General features: G+C 66.0%; 16 protein-coding genes and 1 tRNA gene. 8 read left to right on the forward strand and 9 right to left on the reverse strand.

From position 1 onward, the window contains the following. Positions 1 to 2 precede the first annotated feature (2 nt). Entirely contained in the window at positions 3 to 1055 is a 1053-nt protein-coding gene (gene citE, locus SM754_RS11685; protein WP_323676414.1) for an L-malyl-CoA/beta-methylmalyl-CoA lyase, read from the forward strand. A 32-nt stretch (positions 1056 to 1087) separates the two neighbouring features. On the opposite strand, the gene SM754_RS11690 is transcribed toward citE, so the two are convergent. Continuing rightward, positions 1088 to 1663, reverse strand: a complete 576-nt coding sequence (locus SM754_RS11690) for a response regulator (protein WP_323676415.1) — start codon at positions 1661 to 1663, stop codon at positions 1088 to 1090. 187 nt (positions 1664 to 1850) lie between these two features. Between SM754_RS11690 and SM754_RS11695 the strand changes: the two genes are divergently transcribed. Both SM754_RS11695 and SM754_RS11700 read left to right on the forward strand, forming a co-directional pair. Then, positions 1851 to 2555 (forward strand): ribulose-1,5-bisphosphate 5-phosphatase, encoded by a 705-nt coding sequence (locus SM754_RS11695; protein ID WP_323676416.1) that lies wholly within the window; start codon positions 1851 to 1853, stop codon positions 2553 to 2555. Next, complete coding sequence (locus SM754_RS11700) at positions 2552 to 3193, forward strand: ribulose-1-phosphate aldolase (protein WP_323676417.1); 642 nt, start codon at positions 2552 to 2554, stop codon at positions 3191 to 3193. Before SM754_RS11695 ends, SM754_RS11700 begins: the two co-directional genes overlap by 4 nt. 29 nt (positions 3194 to 3222) lie before the next feature. Here SM754_RS11700 and SM754_RS11705 read toward each other — a convergent pair whose 3' ends face one another. Next, positions 3223 to 4437: a DUF5305 domain-containing protein gene (locus tag SM754_RS11705; RefSeq protein WP_323676418.1), complete on the reverse strand. Its 1215-nt coding sequence runs from the start codon at positions 4435 to 4437 to the stop codon at positions 3223 to 3225. Between the two features lie 309 nt (positions 4438 to 4746). Here SM754_RS11705 and SM754_RS11710 point away from each other — a divergent pair, with 309 nt between their 5' ends. Next, positions 4747 to 5061, forward strand: a complete 315-nt coding sequence (locus SM754_RS11710) for a DUF7964 domain-containing protein (RefSeq protein WP_323676419.1) — start codon at positions 4747 to 4749, stop codon at positions 5059 to 5061. Between the two features lie 63 nt (positions 5062 to 5124). Here SM754_RS11710 and SM754_RS11715 read toward each other — a convergent pair whose 3' ends face one another. Together SM754_RS11715 and SM754_RS11720 are read right to left on the reverse strand one after the other, a co-directional pair. Continuing rightward, the gene (locus tag SM754_RS11715) at positions 5125 to 6279 is read right to left on the reverse strand and encodes a signal peptidase I (protein ID WP_501993781.1); all 1155 of its coding nucleotides are present in this window, start codon (positions 6277 to 6279) and stop codon (positions 5125 to 5127) included. A gap of 134 nt (positions 6280 to 6413) precedes the next feature. Then, complete coding sequence (locus SM754_RS11720; RefSeq protein ID WP_323676421.1) at positions 6414 to 6977, reverse strand: hypothetical protein; 564 nt, start codon at positions 6975 to 6977, stop codon at positions 6414 to 6416. A gap of 521 nt (positions 6978 to 7498) precedes the next feature. Between SM754_RS11720 and SM754_RS11725 the strand changes: the two genes are divergently transcribed. Together SM754_RS11725 and SM754_RS11730 are read left to right on the forward strand one after the other, a co-directional pair. Then, positions 7499 to 8107: a DUF7344 domain-containing protein gene (locus tag SM754_RS11725; RefSeq protein ID WP_323676422.1), complete on the forward strand. Its 609-nt coding sequence runs from the start codon at positions 7499 to 7501 to the stop codon at positions 8105 to 8107. Further along, positions 8104 to 8511, forward strand: coding sequence for a hypothetical protein (locus tag SM754_RS11730; protein ID WP_323676423.1), 408 nt, complete (start codon positions 8104 to 8106; stop codon positions 8509 to 8511). The genes SM754_RS11725 and SM754_RS11730 overlap by 4 nt, the downstream gene beginning before the upstream one ends. 74 nt (positions 8512 to 8585) lie before the next feature. On the opposite strand, the gene SM754_RS11735 is transcribed toward SM754_RS11730, so the two are convergent. Together SM754_RS11735 and SM754_RS11740 are read right to left on the reverse strand one after the other, a co-directional pair. Then, a tRNA-Ser gene (locus SM754_RS11735) sits at positions 8586 to 8667 on the reverse strand. Between the two features lie 63 nt (positions 8668 to 8730). Further along, positions 8731 to 9492, reverse strand: coding sequence for a hypothetical protein (locus SM754_RS11740; RefSeq protein ID WP_323676424.1), 762 nt, complete (start codon positions 9490 to 9492; stop codon positions 8731 to 8733). Between the two features lie 68 nt (positions 9493 to 9560). Here SM754_RS11740 and SM754_RS11745 point away from each other — a divergent pair, with 68 nt between their 5' ends. Beyond that, positions 9561 to 9767, forward strand: coding sequence for a hypothetical protein (locus tag SM754_RS11745; RefSeq protein WP_323676425.1), 207 nt, complete (start codon positions 9561 to 9563; stop codon positions 9765 to 9767). Positions 9768 to 9808: 41 nt separating this feature from the next. Here the strand turns inward: SM754_RS11745 and SM754_RS11750 are convergent, their stop codons facing one another. Then, on the reverse strand, positions 9809 to 10441 hold the full coding sequence (locus SM754_RS11750; protein WP_323676426.1) for a uracil-DNA glycosylase: 633 nt from the start codon (positions 10439 to 10441) through the stop codon (positions 9809 to 9811). 227 nt (positions 10442 to 10668) lie between these two features. On the opposite strand from SM754_RS11750, the gene SM754_RS11755 reads away from it, so the two are divergent. Beyond that, positions 10669 to 11232: a heme NO-binding domain-containing protein gene (locus SM754_RS11755; RefSeq protein ID WP_323676427.1), complete on the forward strand. Its 564-nt coding sequence runs from the start codon at positions 10669 to 10671 to the stop codon at positions 11230 to 11232. 30 nt (positions 11233 to 11262) lie between these two features. Here the strand turns inward: SM754_RS11755 and SM754_RS11760 are convergent, their stop codons facing one another. Further along, the gene (locus SM754_RS11760) at positions 11263 to 11586 is read right to left on the reverse strand and encodes a DUF7976 family protein (RefSeq protein ID WP_323676428.1); all 324 of its coding nucleotides are present in this window, start codon (positions 11584 to 11586) and stop codon (positions 11263 to 11265) included. Between the two features lie 3 nt (positions 11587 to 11589). Further along, complete coding sequence (locus tag SM754_RS11765; RefSeq protein WP_323676429.1) at positions 11590 to 12645, reverse strand: Mrp/NBP35 family ATP-binding protein; 1056 nt, start codon at positions 12643 to 12645, stop codon at positions 11590 to 11592. Between the last annotated feature and the right edge of the window lie 148 nt (positions 12646 to 12793).

Raw genomic sequence — 12793 nt, forward strand, 5'->3', positions numbered from 1 at the left:
AGATGAGAATCGCACGCACCTTCCAGACCGCACCGGCCGCCGTCCCCAAGGAGAACACGGCGAAGTACCTCGACTCCGCGCTCGCCTCGGAGGGCTTCCAGGCCCCGGACTGGCTCGTCCCCGACCTCGAGGACGGGACCGCCCCGGACATGAAGGCCGAGGGGCTGGAGAACACCATCGACCGGCTCGACGGCGGTGTCGCGTTCTCCGGCGAGATATGGCCGCGCGTCCAGTGGGCGTACGACGACGCGACGCTCCGGGACCGCGGCGAGGAGGAGATACGGACGCTCCTCGAAGCGGTCGGCGAGGAACTGACGGGCGTCGTCGTCCCGAAGGTCGGCCGCGCGGCGGACGTCGAACGCGCGATCGAGGTGCTCGAACGCGCCGAGACCGCCGCCGGCCTCCCCGAGGGCTCGATGGAGCTCGCCGTCATCGTCGAGACCGCCGCGGCGCGGTCGGACCTCCGCGAGATCGCGATGCTCGGCGACGACGACGCCGAGGGCGGCGGCCGCCTGGCGGGCCTCGTCTTCGGGCCCGTGGACTACACCGCCGAACTCGGCGGGCGCGCCATCGACGGCGACCGCCCGCGCTGGGACGGCCTCCTGGAAGCGCTCTCGAACGAGGCGAGCGCGAACGACGTCGTCGCCGTCGGCGGGCCGTTCGACAAGCTCTTCGAGGAACGCGCCGGCGTGACGTACTACAACGCTCCGGCGTACGCCGACCAGGTCGAGCGCGAGGCCGCGGTCGGCCTCGACGGCTCCTGGAGCCTCTACCCCAAGCAGACCGTTCAGGCGAACCGCATCCACATGCCGACGCCCGAGGAGCTCGACAGGGACGTCTCGAAGATAGAGCGGTTCAACGCCGCGAAGGCCGAGGGCACCGGTGCGGTGACCGTCGACGGCCAGATGGTCGACGAGGCGACGTTCAAGAACTTCGCGAACACCGTCGAGACGGTCCGCACCATCCACGCCCGTCACCCCGACCAGACCGGGGACGTCTACGACGACGCGCTCGTCGACCGAGCGCTCGACCTGGACACCGACTGGACGCGCTGAGAGAGCGTTCGCTTCTCGAACCCCCGCGTCGCTCAGACGACGGGGCCGCTCTCGGACTCGTACTCGAGCTCGGCGTGCTCGACGAGCGTCTCCAGCAGGCCGTCCCGTATCTCGTCGAGGCGCTCGCGGAGCGCTCGCACGCGCGGATGCTCGACGGCGGCCGGGTCCGGGTGGTTCTCCGCGATCGTCGTCACCTTCGACTGCACGCGGAGGTACTCCTGGAGCGCGTCGTCGTAGTTCGACCGCAGCAACTCGCGTCGAACGACCGTCCGGAGTTCCTCGCGCGCGATGGGCTTGCAGACGTACTGCTCGAACGCCATGTCGACGACGTCGTACCCGGGGTTGAGCGCGGTCACCATGACGACGCGACCGTCGTACCCGCGGTCGCGGAGGCGGTCGAGGACCTCGTCGCCGTGCATCCCCGGCATCCGACGGTCGAGGAGGACGACGTCGACGTCCGCGTCGACGACGTCGAGTGCGGCGTCGCCGTCGTACGCCACCTCGACGTCGTGCTCGTCAGACAGGAACGTCGCGTACACGTCCGCGACCCGCTCCTCGTCGTCCACCACCACGACGCGACCACTACCCGAAACACCCCCGGAAACCATGCGAAAAAGTAACTTGCCGTTACGCAAGTAACTACCCGTTAGCACACCCGCCGCAGCGATTACATCAAGCCCGGACCGAACCGCATCGAAACGCAACCCTCGACGCGTGCACGAACACCGACGACCCGAACGAAAGGACCGCTGCGGTCCGAAGAACCTAATCGTTCCCTCGGTCAACGCCGGAAGTATGCCGACTGACGTCGTACTCTTCGACCTCGACGACACCCTCTACCCGTACGCGCCCTGCAACGCAGCGGGGAAACGCGAAGCGTGGCGCACCGCACTCGAACTCGGGTACGACCTCGACCGCGAATCCTTCGAGACGCTCTACCAGGACGGCCGCCGCGAGACCAAGCGCGAGCTCGCCGGTACCGCCAGCGCGCACGAACGCTTCCTGTACTTCAAGCGCGCCATCCAGATCCACACCGGCACGCACAAGTCCGAGCACGCGCTCGAACTCGGCGAAGCGTACTGGGACGCGTACGTCCACGAGATGGAGATCTACGACCACGTCGAATCCGTCTTCCGCACGCTCCAGAACGCCGACGTCGACGTCGGTATCGTCACGAACCTCACCACGCGCATCCAGTTGAAGAAGATACACCACCTCGGCATCGAACCGTACGTCGACCTCCTCCTGACGAGCGAGGAGACCGGGCGCGAGAAACCCAGTGGCGTGATGTTCACCGACCCGCTCGCCCAACTGAACACGCGCCCGAGCGACGCCGCGTTCGTCGGCGACAACCCGACCGCCGACATCGAAGGCGGGAACGCCGTCGGCCTCGAGACCGTCCTCTTCGACCCACGGCGCGAACACGACGACCTCGACGGCCGCATGACGCCAGACCACCACATTCACGACTTCGCGGCCGTAACCGACGTCCTGCTATGACTCACGACGCCATCCGCGACGCCGTCGTCCATCACGCCCCCGAGCTCGCCGCGCTCACCCCCGGCCGCACCGGGAACCTCTCCGTCCGCGACGGCGACGCGTTCGCCATCACGCCCACCGGCGTCCCCTACGACAGCTTCGACACCTCGGACGTCCCCGTCCTCTCGATGGACGGCGAGCACCTCGACGGCGCGATGGACCCCAGCAGCGAGGTCCCCATGCACCGCCACATCTACCGGTTCGACGACCCCGGCGCCATCGTCCACACGCACTCGCCGTACGCCACCACGCTCGCCACCCTCCACGAGGAACTCCCCCCGATCCACTACATGATCGTCGCGGTCGGCAAACGCGTGCCCGTCGCCGAGTACGCGCCCTACGGCACCGAAGCCCTCGCGAAGAACGCCGTCGACGCCATGCGTGACGCCGACTCGACGGCGACCCTCATCGAGAACCACGGCCTCGTCGTCACCGGCCCCGACCTCCCCACCGCCATCGAGAACACCCACCACGTCGAATCGCTCTGCGAGCTCTACCTCCGCGCCAAAGCCATCGGCGGCGAGCCCCACGAACTTACCGACGACCAGCTCGACGTCGTCCTCCAGCAGTTCGAATCCTACGGCCAGAGCGACGACTAACTGACGGCGCTCGCTATCGACCCGGCCCGTCAGTCCTCCGCGCCGTCGCTCGCGACCCCGGACGGCACCTCCTCCTCGTCGACGTCCCGTTCGAAGTCCTCGAACCGAGATTCGTCGAGGTCGACAACCTCAGGGTCGTCGGCTTCGACGCTCGATTCAGTACCCTCCTCCTCGTCTAGGTCGGGTGGCCGATACTCGTACAAATACCCGTCGTGCACGACGTAGAACGCCTCCTCGTCCGGCGCCTCCACGACGCCGTTGTCGGTATCGATCGCAAAGTCGACGAGCGAGCCGAGCGACGACGCCTCGGCCGTCGGAAGCTCGAACGCCTGCGGCGGCAACCCAATCTCCGAGATCCACTCGTCGAACCCGTGCCTGTCGTCCAGGTACGCGAGGCGCTCGTGCTCCGCAGCCGAGAGAGCGATTCGGTCGCGTCGCCGGGCGACCCCGAGCACGCCGAGTCCGCCCAAGCCAGCCAGCAGCAGGAGTGGGCCACCAGCGGCCCGCACCACACCGTAGGACTGCTCGCGAAACACCGTCTCGGTGCGTTCGAACGACTCGACGTTCGGGCCTGCGTCACGCACGCGATACGTTCCGCCACCGAACGCGAGCGCCATCGCGTGAACTCGCGACCGCTCGACCGACTGCCCGTTCACCGACCCCGACGCGTTGACCGTCGCGCGCAGGAACAGTTCGGTCTCGTCCGAGGGCTCACCGAGACTCTGCTCGATTTGCCCGGTGCGGTTCGCGAGCTTCGTCGCGTTCACCGAGAACGGCACCGACACCGCTTCCCCTGGCGACAGCGATTCCCAGTGCTCTGCGTTCAGCCGGCGCGTTCGCTCCCATACAACGGTGACGTTCTCCGACCGATCCGCCTGCTCGACGCCACGCATCACCACCGCCAGTTCGACCGACGCGTTCAACTCCCCATCGCCGGTGGCGTCATACGAGTACTCGTAAGCACCCTCGAACCGCGGCGTCACTTCCGCGAAGTACACCGACCGACCGGTAAGGTTCGACCCGACCTCGTACAGCGGATTCACCGCCGTCACGACAGCGTGATGCTGGAACTCGCTCGCCGTCTCCCACGACGACGCCGTTTGCTCCACGCCCTCAGTCCCCGGTTCAACGTGCGTCGTATAAACCACCCATCCACCAGTGAGCGCCAACACGACCAAGACCGCCACGATCACCGCGAACTGCGCATCAAGCAGCGCACGAATCCGCAGCGAACGATCAGTCATGACCGCCCTGTTCAGGGCGCAGTCAATTAGTTATCCAACGGATTTGAAGCCGTACAAGCCTGTTATATCCGGGAGAGCGCCGACAAACACTGTTTGCGGCGGGTTCTAACTCGGTCGATAGCCGAATAATGGTATACAGGCCGATTCCTGAGCAGGGTCTGTCCTGCCGAACCGAATCAAGAGATATCGTCACTACACACTGACCCGTGATTTCGTCGCTGGGAAGGCCCCATTGTGGCAAGCGTTTCAACTCGTTTGGTGTCTATAACTTTGTGATTGGCAGTCTTCGCGTAGCGTACGATTCTTCCAATGCGACCCATCACGAGCCTCCCGACCAGACCGCTTGGGCAACAGGACATCGCCACGCTCGACGAGCAAGGGGTGCGGATCGCACCATACGGTGGCATCCCCGCCGGGGGCGAGGTCGACATCTACGCGGTCAAGATGCAGACCGGCGGCACCGCCCACGCACTCGGCTTCGACGACACCCAAGAACAGTGGCGACTGCTTGCCTCCACGGACGCGTCGGACCTCGAGACCGCCGACAGTCAGTTAGACGAGGTCCTCGACGAGTGGGTCCAGGAACGTTACGGTGGACAATTCGACGTTCTGAAAACAGTTTGAATACGCTGACCAACAGCCGTGAGAACCTGTTCTTAGATAGGATCAAATGTTATCTGGAGATCGCTACGGCCTCAGCGAACGGCGAATACGGCTCGATATGGAACGCTCGGAATCGCGTGACCGGTCACGAATCCGGCCGCCGCCGACGAGCGCTACGCCGACGAGGTAGAAGGGCACCGCAATCAACGCGTCGATGCTCACGATAGGCGCCCACGGGTGAATCTGGTAGAGTCCCCGTATCACGGGCTGTGGGAGGACAGCGAGATAGCGGTGCTCGACCACGAATCGCCGATAGTAGCCGGTCTCCGGCGGTGCGTGTAAGGTCACAGTTGCGTTCACCACGCTCTTACCCTCCACGTACAACTCCTGCGGGTCGACGTCGACGCCATCGCTCGCAGGTTCAAGATACGTCACGACTGGGAGGAACCCGCCGTTCCCGACCGCGTACCGCTGGCTCTTCGACTCGCCCATCGGAATGACGTTCGGACGCTCGGACGTGAACTCTGCGCTCACGACCTCGTACTGCTGGGTACCCGCGGGTACGACCATCGCTGCCGTCGCCCCTAGGACGAGAATAGCTGCGAAGGTTCCTATCACGACCCGGCCATCGATACCCGTCCTCCGTGACGTCACGCGGTCCGGTTGGTTATCACTCTCGGCGCGCCACTCTCCCAGCACATACCAGAGCACGGTCCCCGCAAAGAGCAGGTACGCGAGCCCCCCGGTCCCGAGCAGCGAAGGCATCCCCAAGGCAGCAGAGAGCCGAGCTTGTACCATCGACAACAGCGAGCGTGTCGTTTCAATGGTTGTACCGAGGTACGGAATGACGAGTACTTCCCCATCAATCTGAAGAGCGGTTGCAACGACTTGCGCGCGCTTGACTGGTGGTTCCCCGCTTTCGAGGTCAGTGAAGGGGTTCGCATCTCCTTTGGTGATGAATCCCTGTTCGGTCTCGTCCACGACCCGGTGTGTGGTTAGTCCACCACCGTGGAGTTCCTTTGCACGAAATACGACGACGTCGCCTTCTGCCACGGAAGATTCGATTTGTGCCGGTACCGCGATGAACCCATCACCCGGTTCGAGCGTCGGAGACATGCTCTCGGTCTCGACGTAACTCAGTAGGATAGGTTGACCAAGGGCCGCTCCAGCGAGTAGTGAGATTACGGCAAAGACAAGCATGATCTGCAGAACTACCGATCCCGTCTTCCTCAACCCCATAACGAGAGTACCGATGGACCTGCGAGGCATTGTTATACAGAGGTTTCAGAAGAAGGCGAGGACGCAGAACTAGGCTTATGCGTCGGGCGAAAAAGGAAGTAAGTCGGATGCGGTCGGTCCAGTTGTTGGAATGTCTAGTTGCTCCCGTACGGGCCATCGGCATCCGTGACGGCGTACCGAATTTCACCACCCGGCAGACTTCCTTTGTCCCGGGTGTCGATTGCCACACCGACTAGCGTCGAGTCGCCAGGATTGAGTCCACCGCCACTCGCGTTGGTCGATTCGTACCCCCCGAAGTTGTCCCAGCTTGGATAGAAGCTGTCTTCGGGGTAGCTGCCACTGTACTCGTCGTACACTTCCTTCGGGACGAAATGCCACTTATCGGGGTTCGCCAACCCAGATTTGTCTATCGTGATGTCGAGCTCGTTCGGCCCGTTGTTGTCCATCCGAAAGACTCCATCAAACGAAGTCACCGCATCCGCGTTAACTCCTTGACCGCCATGTCCGTTGGGCCCGAAGTCCAGCTTCAGTTGCTTGCCAACGTTCTTCGCATAGGGTGAGTCAGCATCCAGTCCCAGGTAAGCTGACTGGTCACCCACCACATCGACGTTGACCGTACGCGTTGCCTCAACACTTCCAAACGCACCGGTCCCCATTGCGGCCGCGCCGCCTGCGGCGAGCGATCCAAGTCCGAGCATGAATTTTCTGCGGTCCATAGTTCTGTTATCTGTTTTTTCGCGCCCCTCGTTCCCCAGATTAGGTGTGCCACGTTGTCGCGGAGCGCGTGTTTCCAACGTGAACGGGGTCCAGTATTGGAATATACAGGGCGTGAAATCGCGGAGGGTATCACGCGACGGTGCAATCGCGATTGGGCTTACCCGCACAGACCGTCAGTCGGATTGCGAACGTTGCATGTGGGTGTGACAGACGTGCCCTACTGCGGAAAGATTACCGCAGATGGCCCTGAACGGAGTGATCAGTCCGTGGGAACTGCTCGGTAACTGGTTGGACAGCAGAATCACTCGACGGCGTACGCTCCCAAGGAGTGTGAGCGCTGAACCGGATTGCGCGCGAGCTCTCTGGAACGAACCGCAGTCTTGCATATTGTCTGTATAACAATTTGCTCGTCTTGCGTGGGTTTCTCCGGCATGAGGGGGAAGCAGTTCTTGTTTGGCTTGCGGTATCGGGAAGGAACCACGTCTGGGGAGAGTGAAGGGCGATGAGCAAGACGCAGTCGTCGTCGTCCGCTGTCGGGGGGACAGCGGACGCTGAAGGGCCGACGTCGGCGACGTTCTCTCGCGACGCGGTTCTGGAGATGCTGAGTAACCAGCGTCGGCGGTTCGTGATTCACGCGCTCAAGCAGGCCGACCGCGAGCTGTCGGTGAGCGAGCTCGCGGAGCGCGTTGCGAGCTGGGAGTACGACAAGCCGATCGAGAAGCTCGATCATCGGGAGCGAAAGCGCGTGCGGAACGCGCTCCGGCAGTTCCACCTGTCGAAGATGGCGGACTACGGGTTCATCGAGTTCGACGCGCAGCGCGGGCGGGTGTCGCTCTCGGACGAGGCGGCGCGGAAGAACTTCTACGTGGATTCGCTCACGGGCGGGGACGTCCCGTGGGGCGTGTACTACCTCGGGTTCTCCGTCGTCGCGCTCGTTGCCGTGGCCGGTACGTCCTTCGGCGTGCCGCCGTTCTCGTGGGTGTCGCCCGGGGCGTGCGGGTTGTTCCTCGCCGTCGCACTGCTCGTGTCCGCGGTCGGGCACTGCTACGACAACTACTATCGGATGCGGCTCGGCGCGCGCGAACGGCCCGCGGAGGTGCGAGACCCGTGACGCGCCGCGGCTGGCTCGTCCTCGCAGCCGCACTCGTCGTCCTCGCGACGACGGCAGGCACGAGTGCGTTCTCCGCGGCCAGCCTCGACCGTAGCGTCCAGATTGACGTCGCCGACGACCAGAGCGCGTACCTCGGCGTCTCGGTCACCGGAAACGCGACGAACAACACGACGACCGCTACCGTGACCGTCACCAACCAGCTCCCGGGCGACATAGCGCTGACCACCGTCACCGCCACCGACGAGGGCGACAGCACCTCGCTGACACCCGGCGACGGCTCGCTCGACGGCGGCGACACCACCAGCGCGACCATCGAGAACGTCACCTGCGGGGAGACAGTCGTCATCCACGCCAGCGGCGACGCCGTCACCGTCACCCTCGAACGCGAGATCCAGTGCACCTGAACACACGTGGCTCTCGAGTGCGCTCACGAGCCCACGCGATCGCTGCCGCTCGGCGAGCTCGTTCGCGTGGAGAACGGTGGGACTGGGATTCGAACCCAGGAGGCTGACGCCACCTGCTTTCAAGGCAGGCGCAATAGGCCGCTCTGCCATCCCACCTCGGTCGGTGTTTCTGCGAGAACGCCATTAGGCCTGTCGGTTAGGCGGTGTTCTCTCGGGCGGTCACTCGCGGACGAGTTCGGCGCCGTCGTCGCCGTCGCGGACGGCGAGGCCGAGGTAACCGATTACCTGGGCGGTCGCCGTGGGCACGGCGCGGTCGGCGCGCTGGCGGGCGCGGATCTGGGCGACGGTGGTGCGGAGGCCGGGGACGGTGTCGATACGGGGGTAGGTGGGTGCGAACCCGACGTCGAGGCCGGCGTCGACGCCGCGTTGGGCGAGCGTCTCGACGGCGGGCGTGGTGTACGCGCCGTCGAAGTCGATGGAGTCGTTGAACGCGCCTCCCCAGACGGTCCCGTCGGTGCTCGGGCCGATGACGACGTCCGAGCGCCGGAGCTTCATGCTCGTGGAGTCGACGTCTTTCCGACCGAGCAGCGGGGCGACGGCGTCGGTCGCGAGGACGCTGGAGACGTCCGGGTCGTCGCGCAGGAGGTGCGTGACGGTGTTCCCGACGCGCGCGTCGAACGTCGACCCGACCTGAACCTCGAACCGGACGTCGTCGGCGCCGAGGTCGACGACCTCGCTCGCGAGCGCACGCACCTCGGCTTCGGCGGGCGTGTCGGTGACGTGCTCGTCGGGGAGCGTGTCGTCGCCGCGGTAGTTCACGAGCGTCTTCGCGCCGGAGTTGGCGGCGGCGGCGACGGTGTCGAGGAGGCTCGCTTCGTAGAGGTCGGCGGCCTCGTCGGCGTCGAGCGGGCCGTCGTCGACGAGCGAGGGCAGGACGAGTCCGGGGCGTGCCGGGTCCGCGAGGACGGCAACGAGAGTCATGGCGGAGCGTCGGGTCGCGCCGTCCTTCAACCCGCCGTTTTATGTCCGCGCTGACGGTACCGATGGGTATGAATCGACTTCGACTCCTCGGGTTCCTCGGGTCGCTCCTCGTCGTACTGGGTGGCGTGGGTGCGCTCGCCGCGTTCGGCCTGCGTGCGGGCGACTTCCGCGTGGTCTCGACCGGCGCCGTCTCCGGGCTGGTGGTGGTCGTGGCCGTCGGCGTCGTCGCGCTCGGTCGCGTCGGCGCGCTCACGAAGACGACGACGTACTGGTAGACGACGGACTGGTTGTCGACGCCGGGTGACGGCTCGCCGAGCTATCGTTCCTGGCGCCCCTTCGTCTGGCGGTAGTCAGACGCCATGAGTTCGGCGAAGAACTCGACGAACGCCTGTTCGTCGTCGTCGGTCATCGCGGCGGGCGCCTTCATGGGTGCGAGTTCGAAGCCGCGGCCGCGGACGCTCGTCGCGTGGTGGTCGTCGACGGAGAGTTCGCTCGCGGGCGTGGTCGTGTACTCCGCGGCGAGCTCGGCGAGTGCGCGTTCGCCGACGGGGACGAGTATCTCGGGGTTGATCATGCGGAGTTCGGCGTTCAGGTACGGCTCGCAGTTCCCGACCTCCTCGTCGCTGGGGTCGCGGTCGGGGTGATGGCAGCGTGCGATGGAGGTGACGTACGCGTTCGAGAGGTCGGGTTCGGCCTCGGGGCTGGCGCTCGCGCAGAGCATGCAGCGTTCGAGGACTCGCCGGAAGCGTTCGCCGCCGGCGTCGTGGAACGCCGGAATGGCGGACTCGTCGGCGCCCGCGCCGGGCGCGTCGACGACGAACAGGAAGTCCGCGCCGACGTCGCCGTAGCCGTGGACGACGTGCTCGCGGGTCTCACAGAGGGCGGGACAGTTCCGGCACTCCTCGTCCATCCCGAACGGGTTCGAGGTCTCCAGCTGGTTCGCGTCCACGGCTCCACGAAGGCGTCTCGCGCCGATAAGTCCACAGGATTCCGACGGTCGCGGGCCCGGCCCGGGGTCGTCGAGACGCGGTCGACGACGACGACCAGCGTCCTCGCGGGGGCTCCTCGAGAGACACGCCGAGCCGAACACGTTCGTACCCGGGCAGCTGAGGCCATTGAGACCTATGTCTCTTGGCGGTCGTTCCTTGCGTGGACGGTCCGTCGACCGGGCCAGGAATGCACGGAATCGTCATGAAGGCGATGAAGGATTTCGTAGTTGAGACGTACGACGAGGCGACGTGGCGCGCGATCCAGGAGGAGGCCGGCCTGGGCGGGAAGCTCTACGTGCCGGTGTCGGAGTACGACGACGCGGAGGCGCTGGCGCTCGTGGACGCGGCGACCGAGCTCTCCGAGCTGTCCGAGGGCGAGTTGCTGTACGCGTTCGGCGGGTACATCGTCGGCCCGCTCGTGGAGACCTACGGCGTTCACGTCGAGGGCGAGTGGACGGGCCTGGATCTGCTCGCGAACGTGGAGACGTACATCCACGAGGCGTTGCGCGCGAAGCGCCTGTCGAATTTCACGCCCCCGGAGCTCCGCGCGAAGCGCGTCGACGAGGACACCGCCGTCGTCAGGTACGGCTCGGACCGCGAGCTCTGTATGCTCGCGGAAGGCATCATCGACGGCGTCGCGGACCACTACGGCGAGTCCTACGAGATACGGCACGGGCCCTGCCAGCTCGAGGGCGGCGAGCACTGCGACTTCGTCGTCGAGCGCACGGGCCCGCAGCCGGCCGCGGACTGACTGCGGTCGTGGTGGACGGCGCCGGGCGGTTCAGCGGCCGAGGCCGCCTCGTTCCTTGACCTCGAGGATGAACTTCACGTTCTGCATCACCTCTTCGGGCGTGGTGTCCTCGTCGGGCGCGTAGATGTCGCTCGTCCGGTAGAGGACGTTCGCGAGCTGTTCGGATTCGCTGGTGTCGCCGCGGACGTCGTCGGCGATCTCGCGGAGGAGCGCGGCGCGCTCGGGGTCGGTCTCGAGCCCGTCGTCGTTCGCGTCGGCGTCGACGCTCGGGTCTCGGCCGGGAGGCTCCGCGTCGGCGTCCTGGCCGGAAGCGTCGTTGCCGGCGTCATCGCTGGGAGTATCGTCGCCGGGCATGCGTCAGCGGCTCGCTGAGGTTCGCGTGGTGTGCTCGCGGCGGCGGACGATGCCGGTGTTGTTCGCGACGTTCCGCGCGATCTCGCGGAATGCTTCGCCGGTCGCGGAGTCATCGTCGAGGACGATGGGCGCGCCCTCGTCGCCGCCGGTCCTGACGTCGGGGTCGAGCGGGACGCTCCCGAGGAACGGCATGTCGTGGACGTCAGCGAACCGTTCGCCGCCGCCTTCGCCGAAGATGGCGTGCTGGCCGCCGCAGTCCGGGCACTTGAACGTCCCCATGTTCTCGGCGATGCCGAGGACGTTCGTGTCGTGTTTCCCGAACATCTCTAGGCCCTTGCGGGCGTCGTCCAGCGCGACGTCCTGGGGCGTGGTGACGATGACGCTCCCCGTGACGGGGACGGTCTGGAGGAGCGTCAGCTGGGTGTCGCCGGTGCCCGGGGGAAGGTCGACGACCATGTAGTCAAGGTGGCCCCATTCGACGTCCTCCCAGAGCTGCGTGAGGACCTTGTGGACCATCGGGCCGCGCCAGATGACGGGGTCGTCCTCGCCGACGAGGAACGCCATCGACATCAGCTTCATCCCGTACTTCTCGGGCGGGACGAGGGTCTCGTCGCGCGTCGCGCCCGGTGGTTCGTCGGCGTCGACCATCCGGGGGACGTTCGGGCCGTAGACGTCGGCGTCGAACAGGCCGACGCGCGCGCCCATGTCGCTGAGGCCGGCGGCGATGTTGACGGCCATCGTCGACTTCCCGACGCCGCCTTTCCCGGAGGCGACGGCGATGACGTTCTCGACGTTCGCGAGGACGTCGTCGTCCGCGGCGACGCCGGTGTCGATGCTCGCGGACAGGTTCACTTCGCGGTCGACGGTCCCGATGGCGTCGCGGACGGCGTCGGCGATACCGGTCTCGGTCGGCGAGTACGGGGCGCCGAGGGCGAGGTCGACGTGGACCGTGTCGTCGTCCACGTCGATGCTGTTGACGAGGCCGAGGGAGACGATGTCGTCGCCGAGGTCCGGGTCGGTGACGTCCCGGAGCGCGTCGCGGATGGCGTCTTCGTCCATGCGCGTTCGTCGGGGCGAGCGAGCGAAAAGGGTTGTGTTACGCTGACTCCTACGCACTCCGCGTGCGGTTCTCTGATGGTTGGTGCGGTCGACCGATGGGAGCGGTGCGGCCGGTCGGACTGGTGGAGGCGGTTGGGCCGGTGATTGC

Origin of the sequence: Halorubellus amylolyticus (genome assembly GCF_034808145.1) — an archaeon.
Classification (GTDB): Archaea; Halobacteriota; Halobacteria; order Halobacteriales; family Natrialbaceae; genus Halorubellus.

What these genes read in the sequence shown, in the direction of transcription:
- SM754_RS11720 (WP_323676421.1), bottom strand. Translation starts at nt 6,977, where the DNA reads ATGCTCGGACTTGGATCGCTCGCCGCAGGCGGCGCGGCCGCAATGGGG.
- citE (WP_323676414.1), top strand. Translation starts at nt 3, where the DNA reads ATGAGAATCGCACGCACCTTCCAGACCGCACCGGCCGCCGTCCCCAAG.
- SM754_RS11760 (WP_323676428.1), bottom strand. Translation starts at nt 11,586, where the DNA reads ATGCCCGGCGACGATACTCCCAGCGATGACGCCGGCAACGACGCTTCC.
- SM754_RS11755 (WP_323676427.1), top strand. Translation starts at nt 10,669, where the DNA reads ATGCACGGAATCGTCATGAAGGCGATGAAGGATTTCGTAGTTGAGACG.
- SM754_RS11690 (WP_323676415.1), bottom strand. Translation starts at nt 1,663, where the DNA reads ATGGTTTCCGGGGGTGTTTCGGGTAGTGGTCGCGTCGTGGTGGTGGAC.
- SM754_RS11695 (WP_323676416.1), top strand. Translation starts at nt 1,851, where the DNA reads ATGCCGACTGACGTCGTACTCTTCGACCTCGACGACACCCTCTACCCG.
- SM754_RS11700 (WP_323676417.1), top strand. Translation starts at nt 2,552, where the DNA reads ATGACTCACGACGCCATCCGCGACGCCGTCGTCCATCACGCCCCCGAG.
- SM754_RS11705 (WP_323676418.1), bottom strand. Translation starts at nt 4,437, where the DNA reads ATGACTGATCGTTCGCTGCGGATTCGTGCGCTGCTTGATGCGCAGTTC.
- SM754_RS11765 (WP_323676429.1), bottom strand. Translation starts at nt 12,645, where the DNA reads ATGGACGAAGACGCCATCCGCGACGCGCTCCGGGACGTCACCGACCCG.
- SM754_RS11745 (WP_323676425.1), top strand. Translation starts at nt 9,561, where the DNA reads ATGAATCGACTTCGACTCCTCGGGTTCCTCGGGTCGCTCCTCGTCGTA.
- SM754_RS11715 (WP_501993781.1), bottom strand. Translation starts at nt 6,279, where the DNA reads ATGGGGTTGAGGAAGACGGGATCGGTAGTTCTGCAGATCATGCTTGTC.
- SM754_RS11710 (WP_323676419.1), top strand. Translation starts at nt 4,747, where the DNA reads ATGCGACCCATCACGAGCCTCCCGACCAGACCGCTTGGGCAACAGGAC.
- SM754_RS11725 (WP_323676422.1), top strand. Translation starts at nt 7,499, where the DNA reads ATGAGCAAGACGCAGTCGTCGTCGTCCGCTGTCGGGGGGACAGCGGAC.
- SM754_RS11740 (WP_323676424.1), bottom strand. Translation starts at nt 9,492, where the DNA reads ATGACTCTCGTTGCCGTCCTCGCGGACCCGGCACGCCCCGGACTCGTC.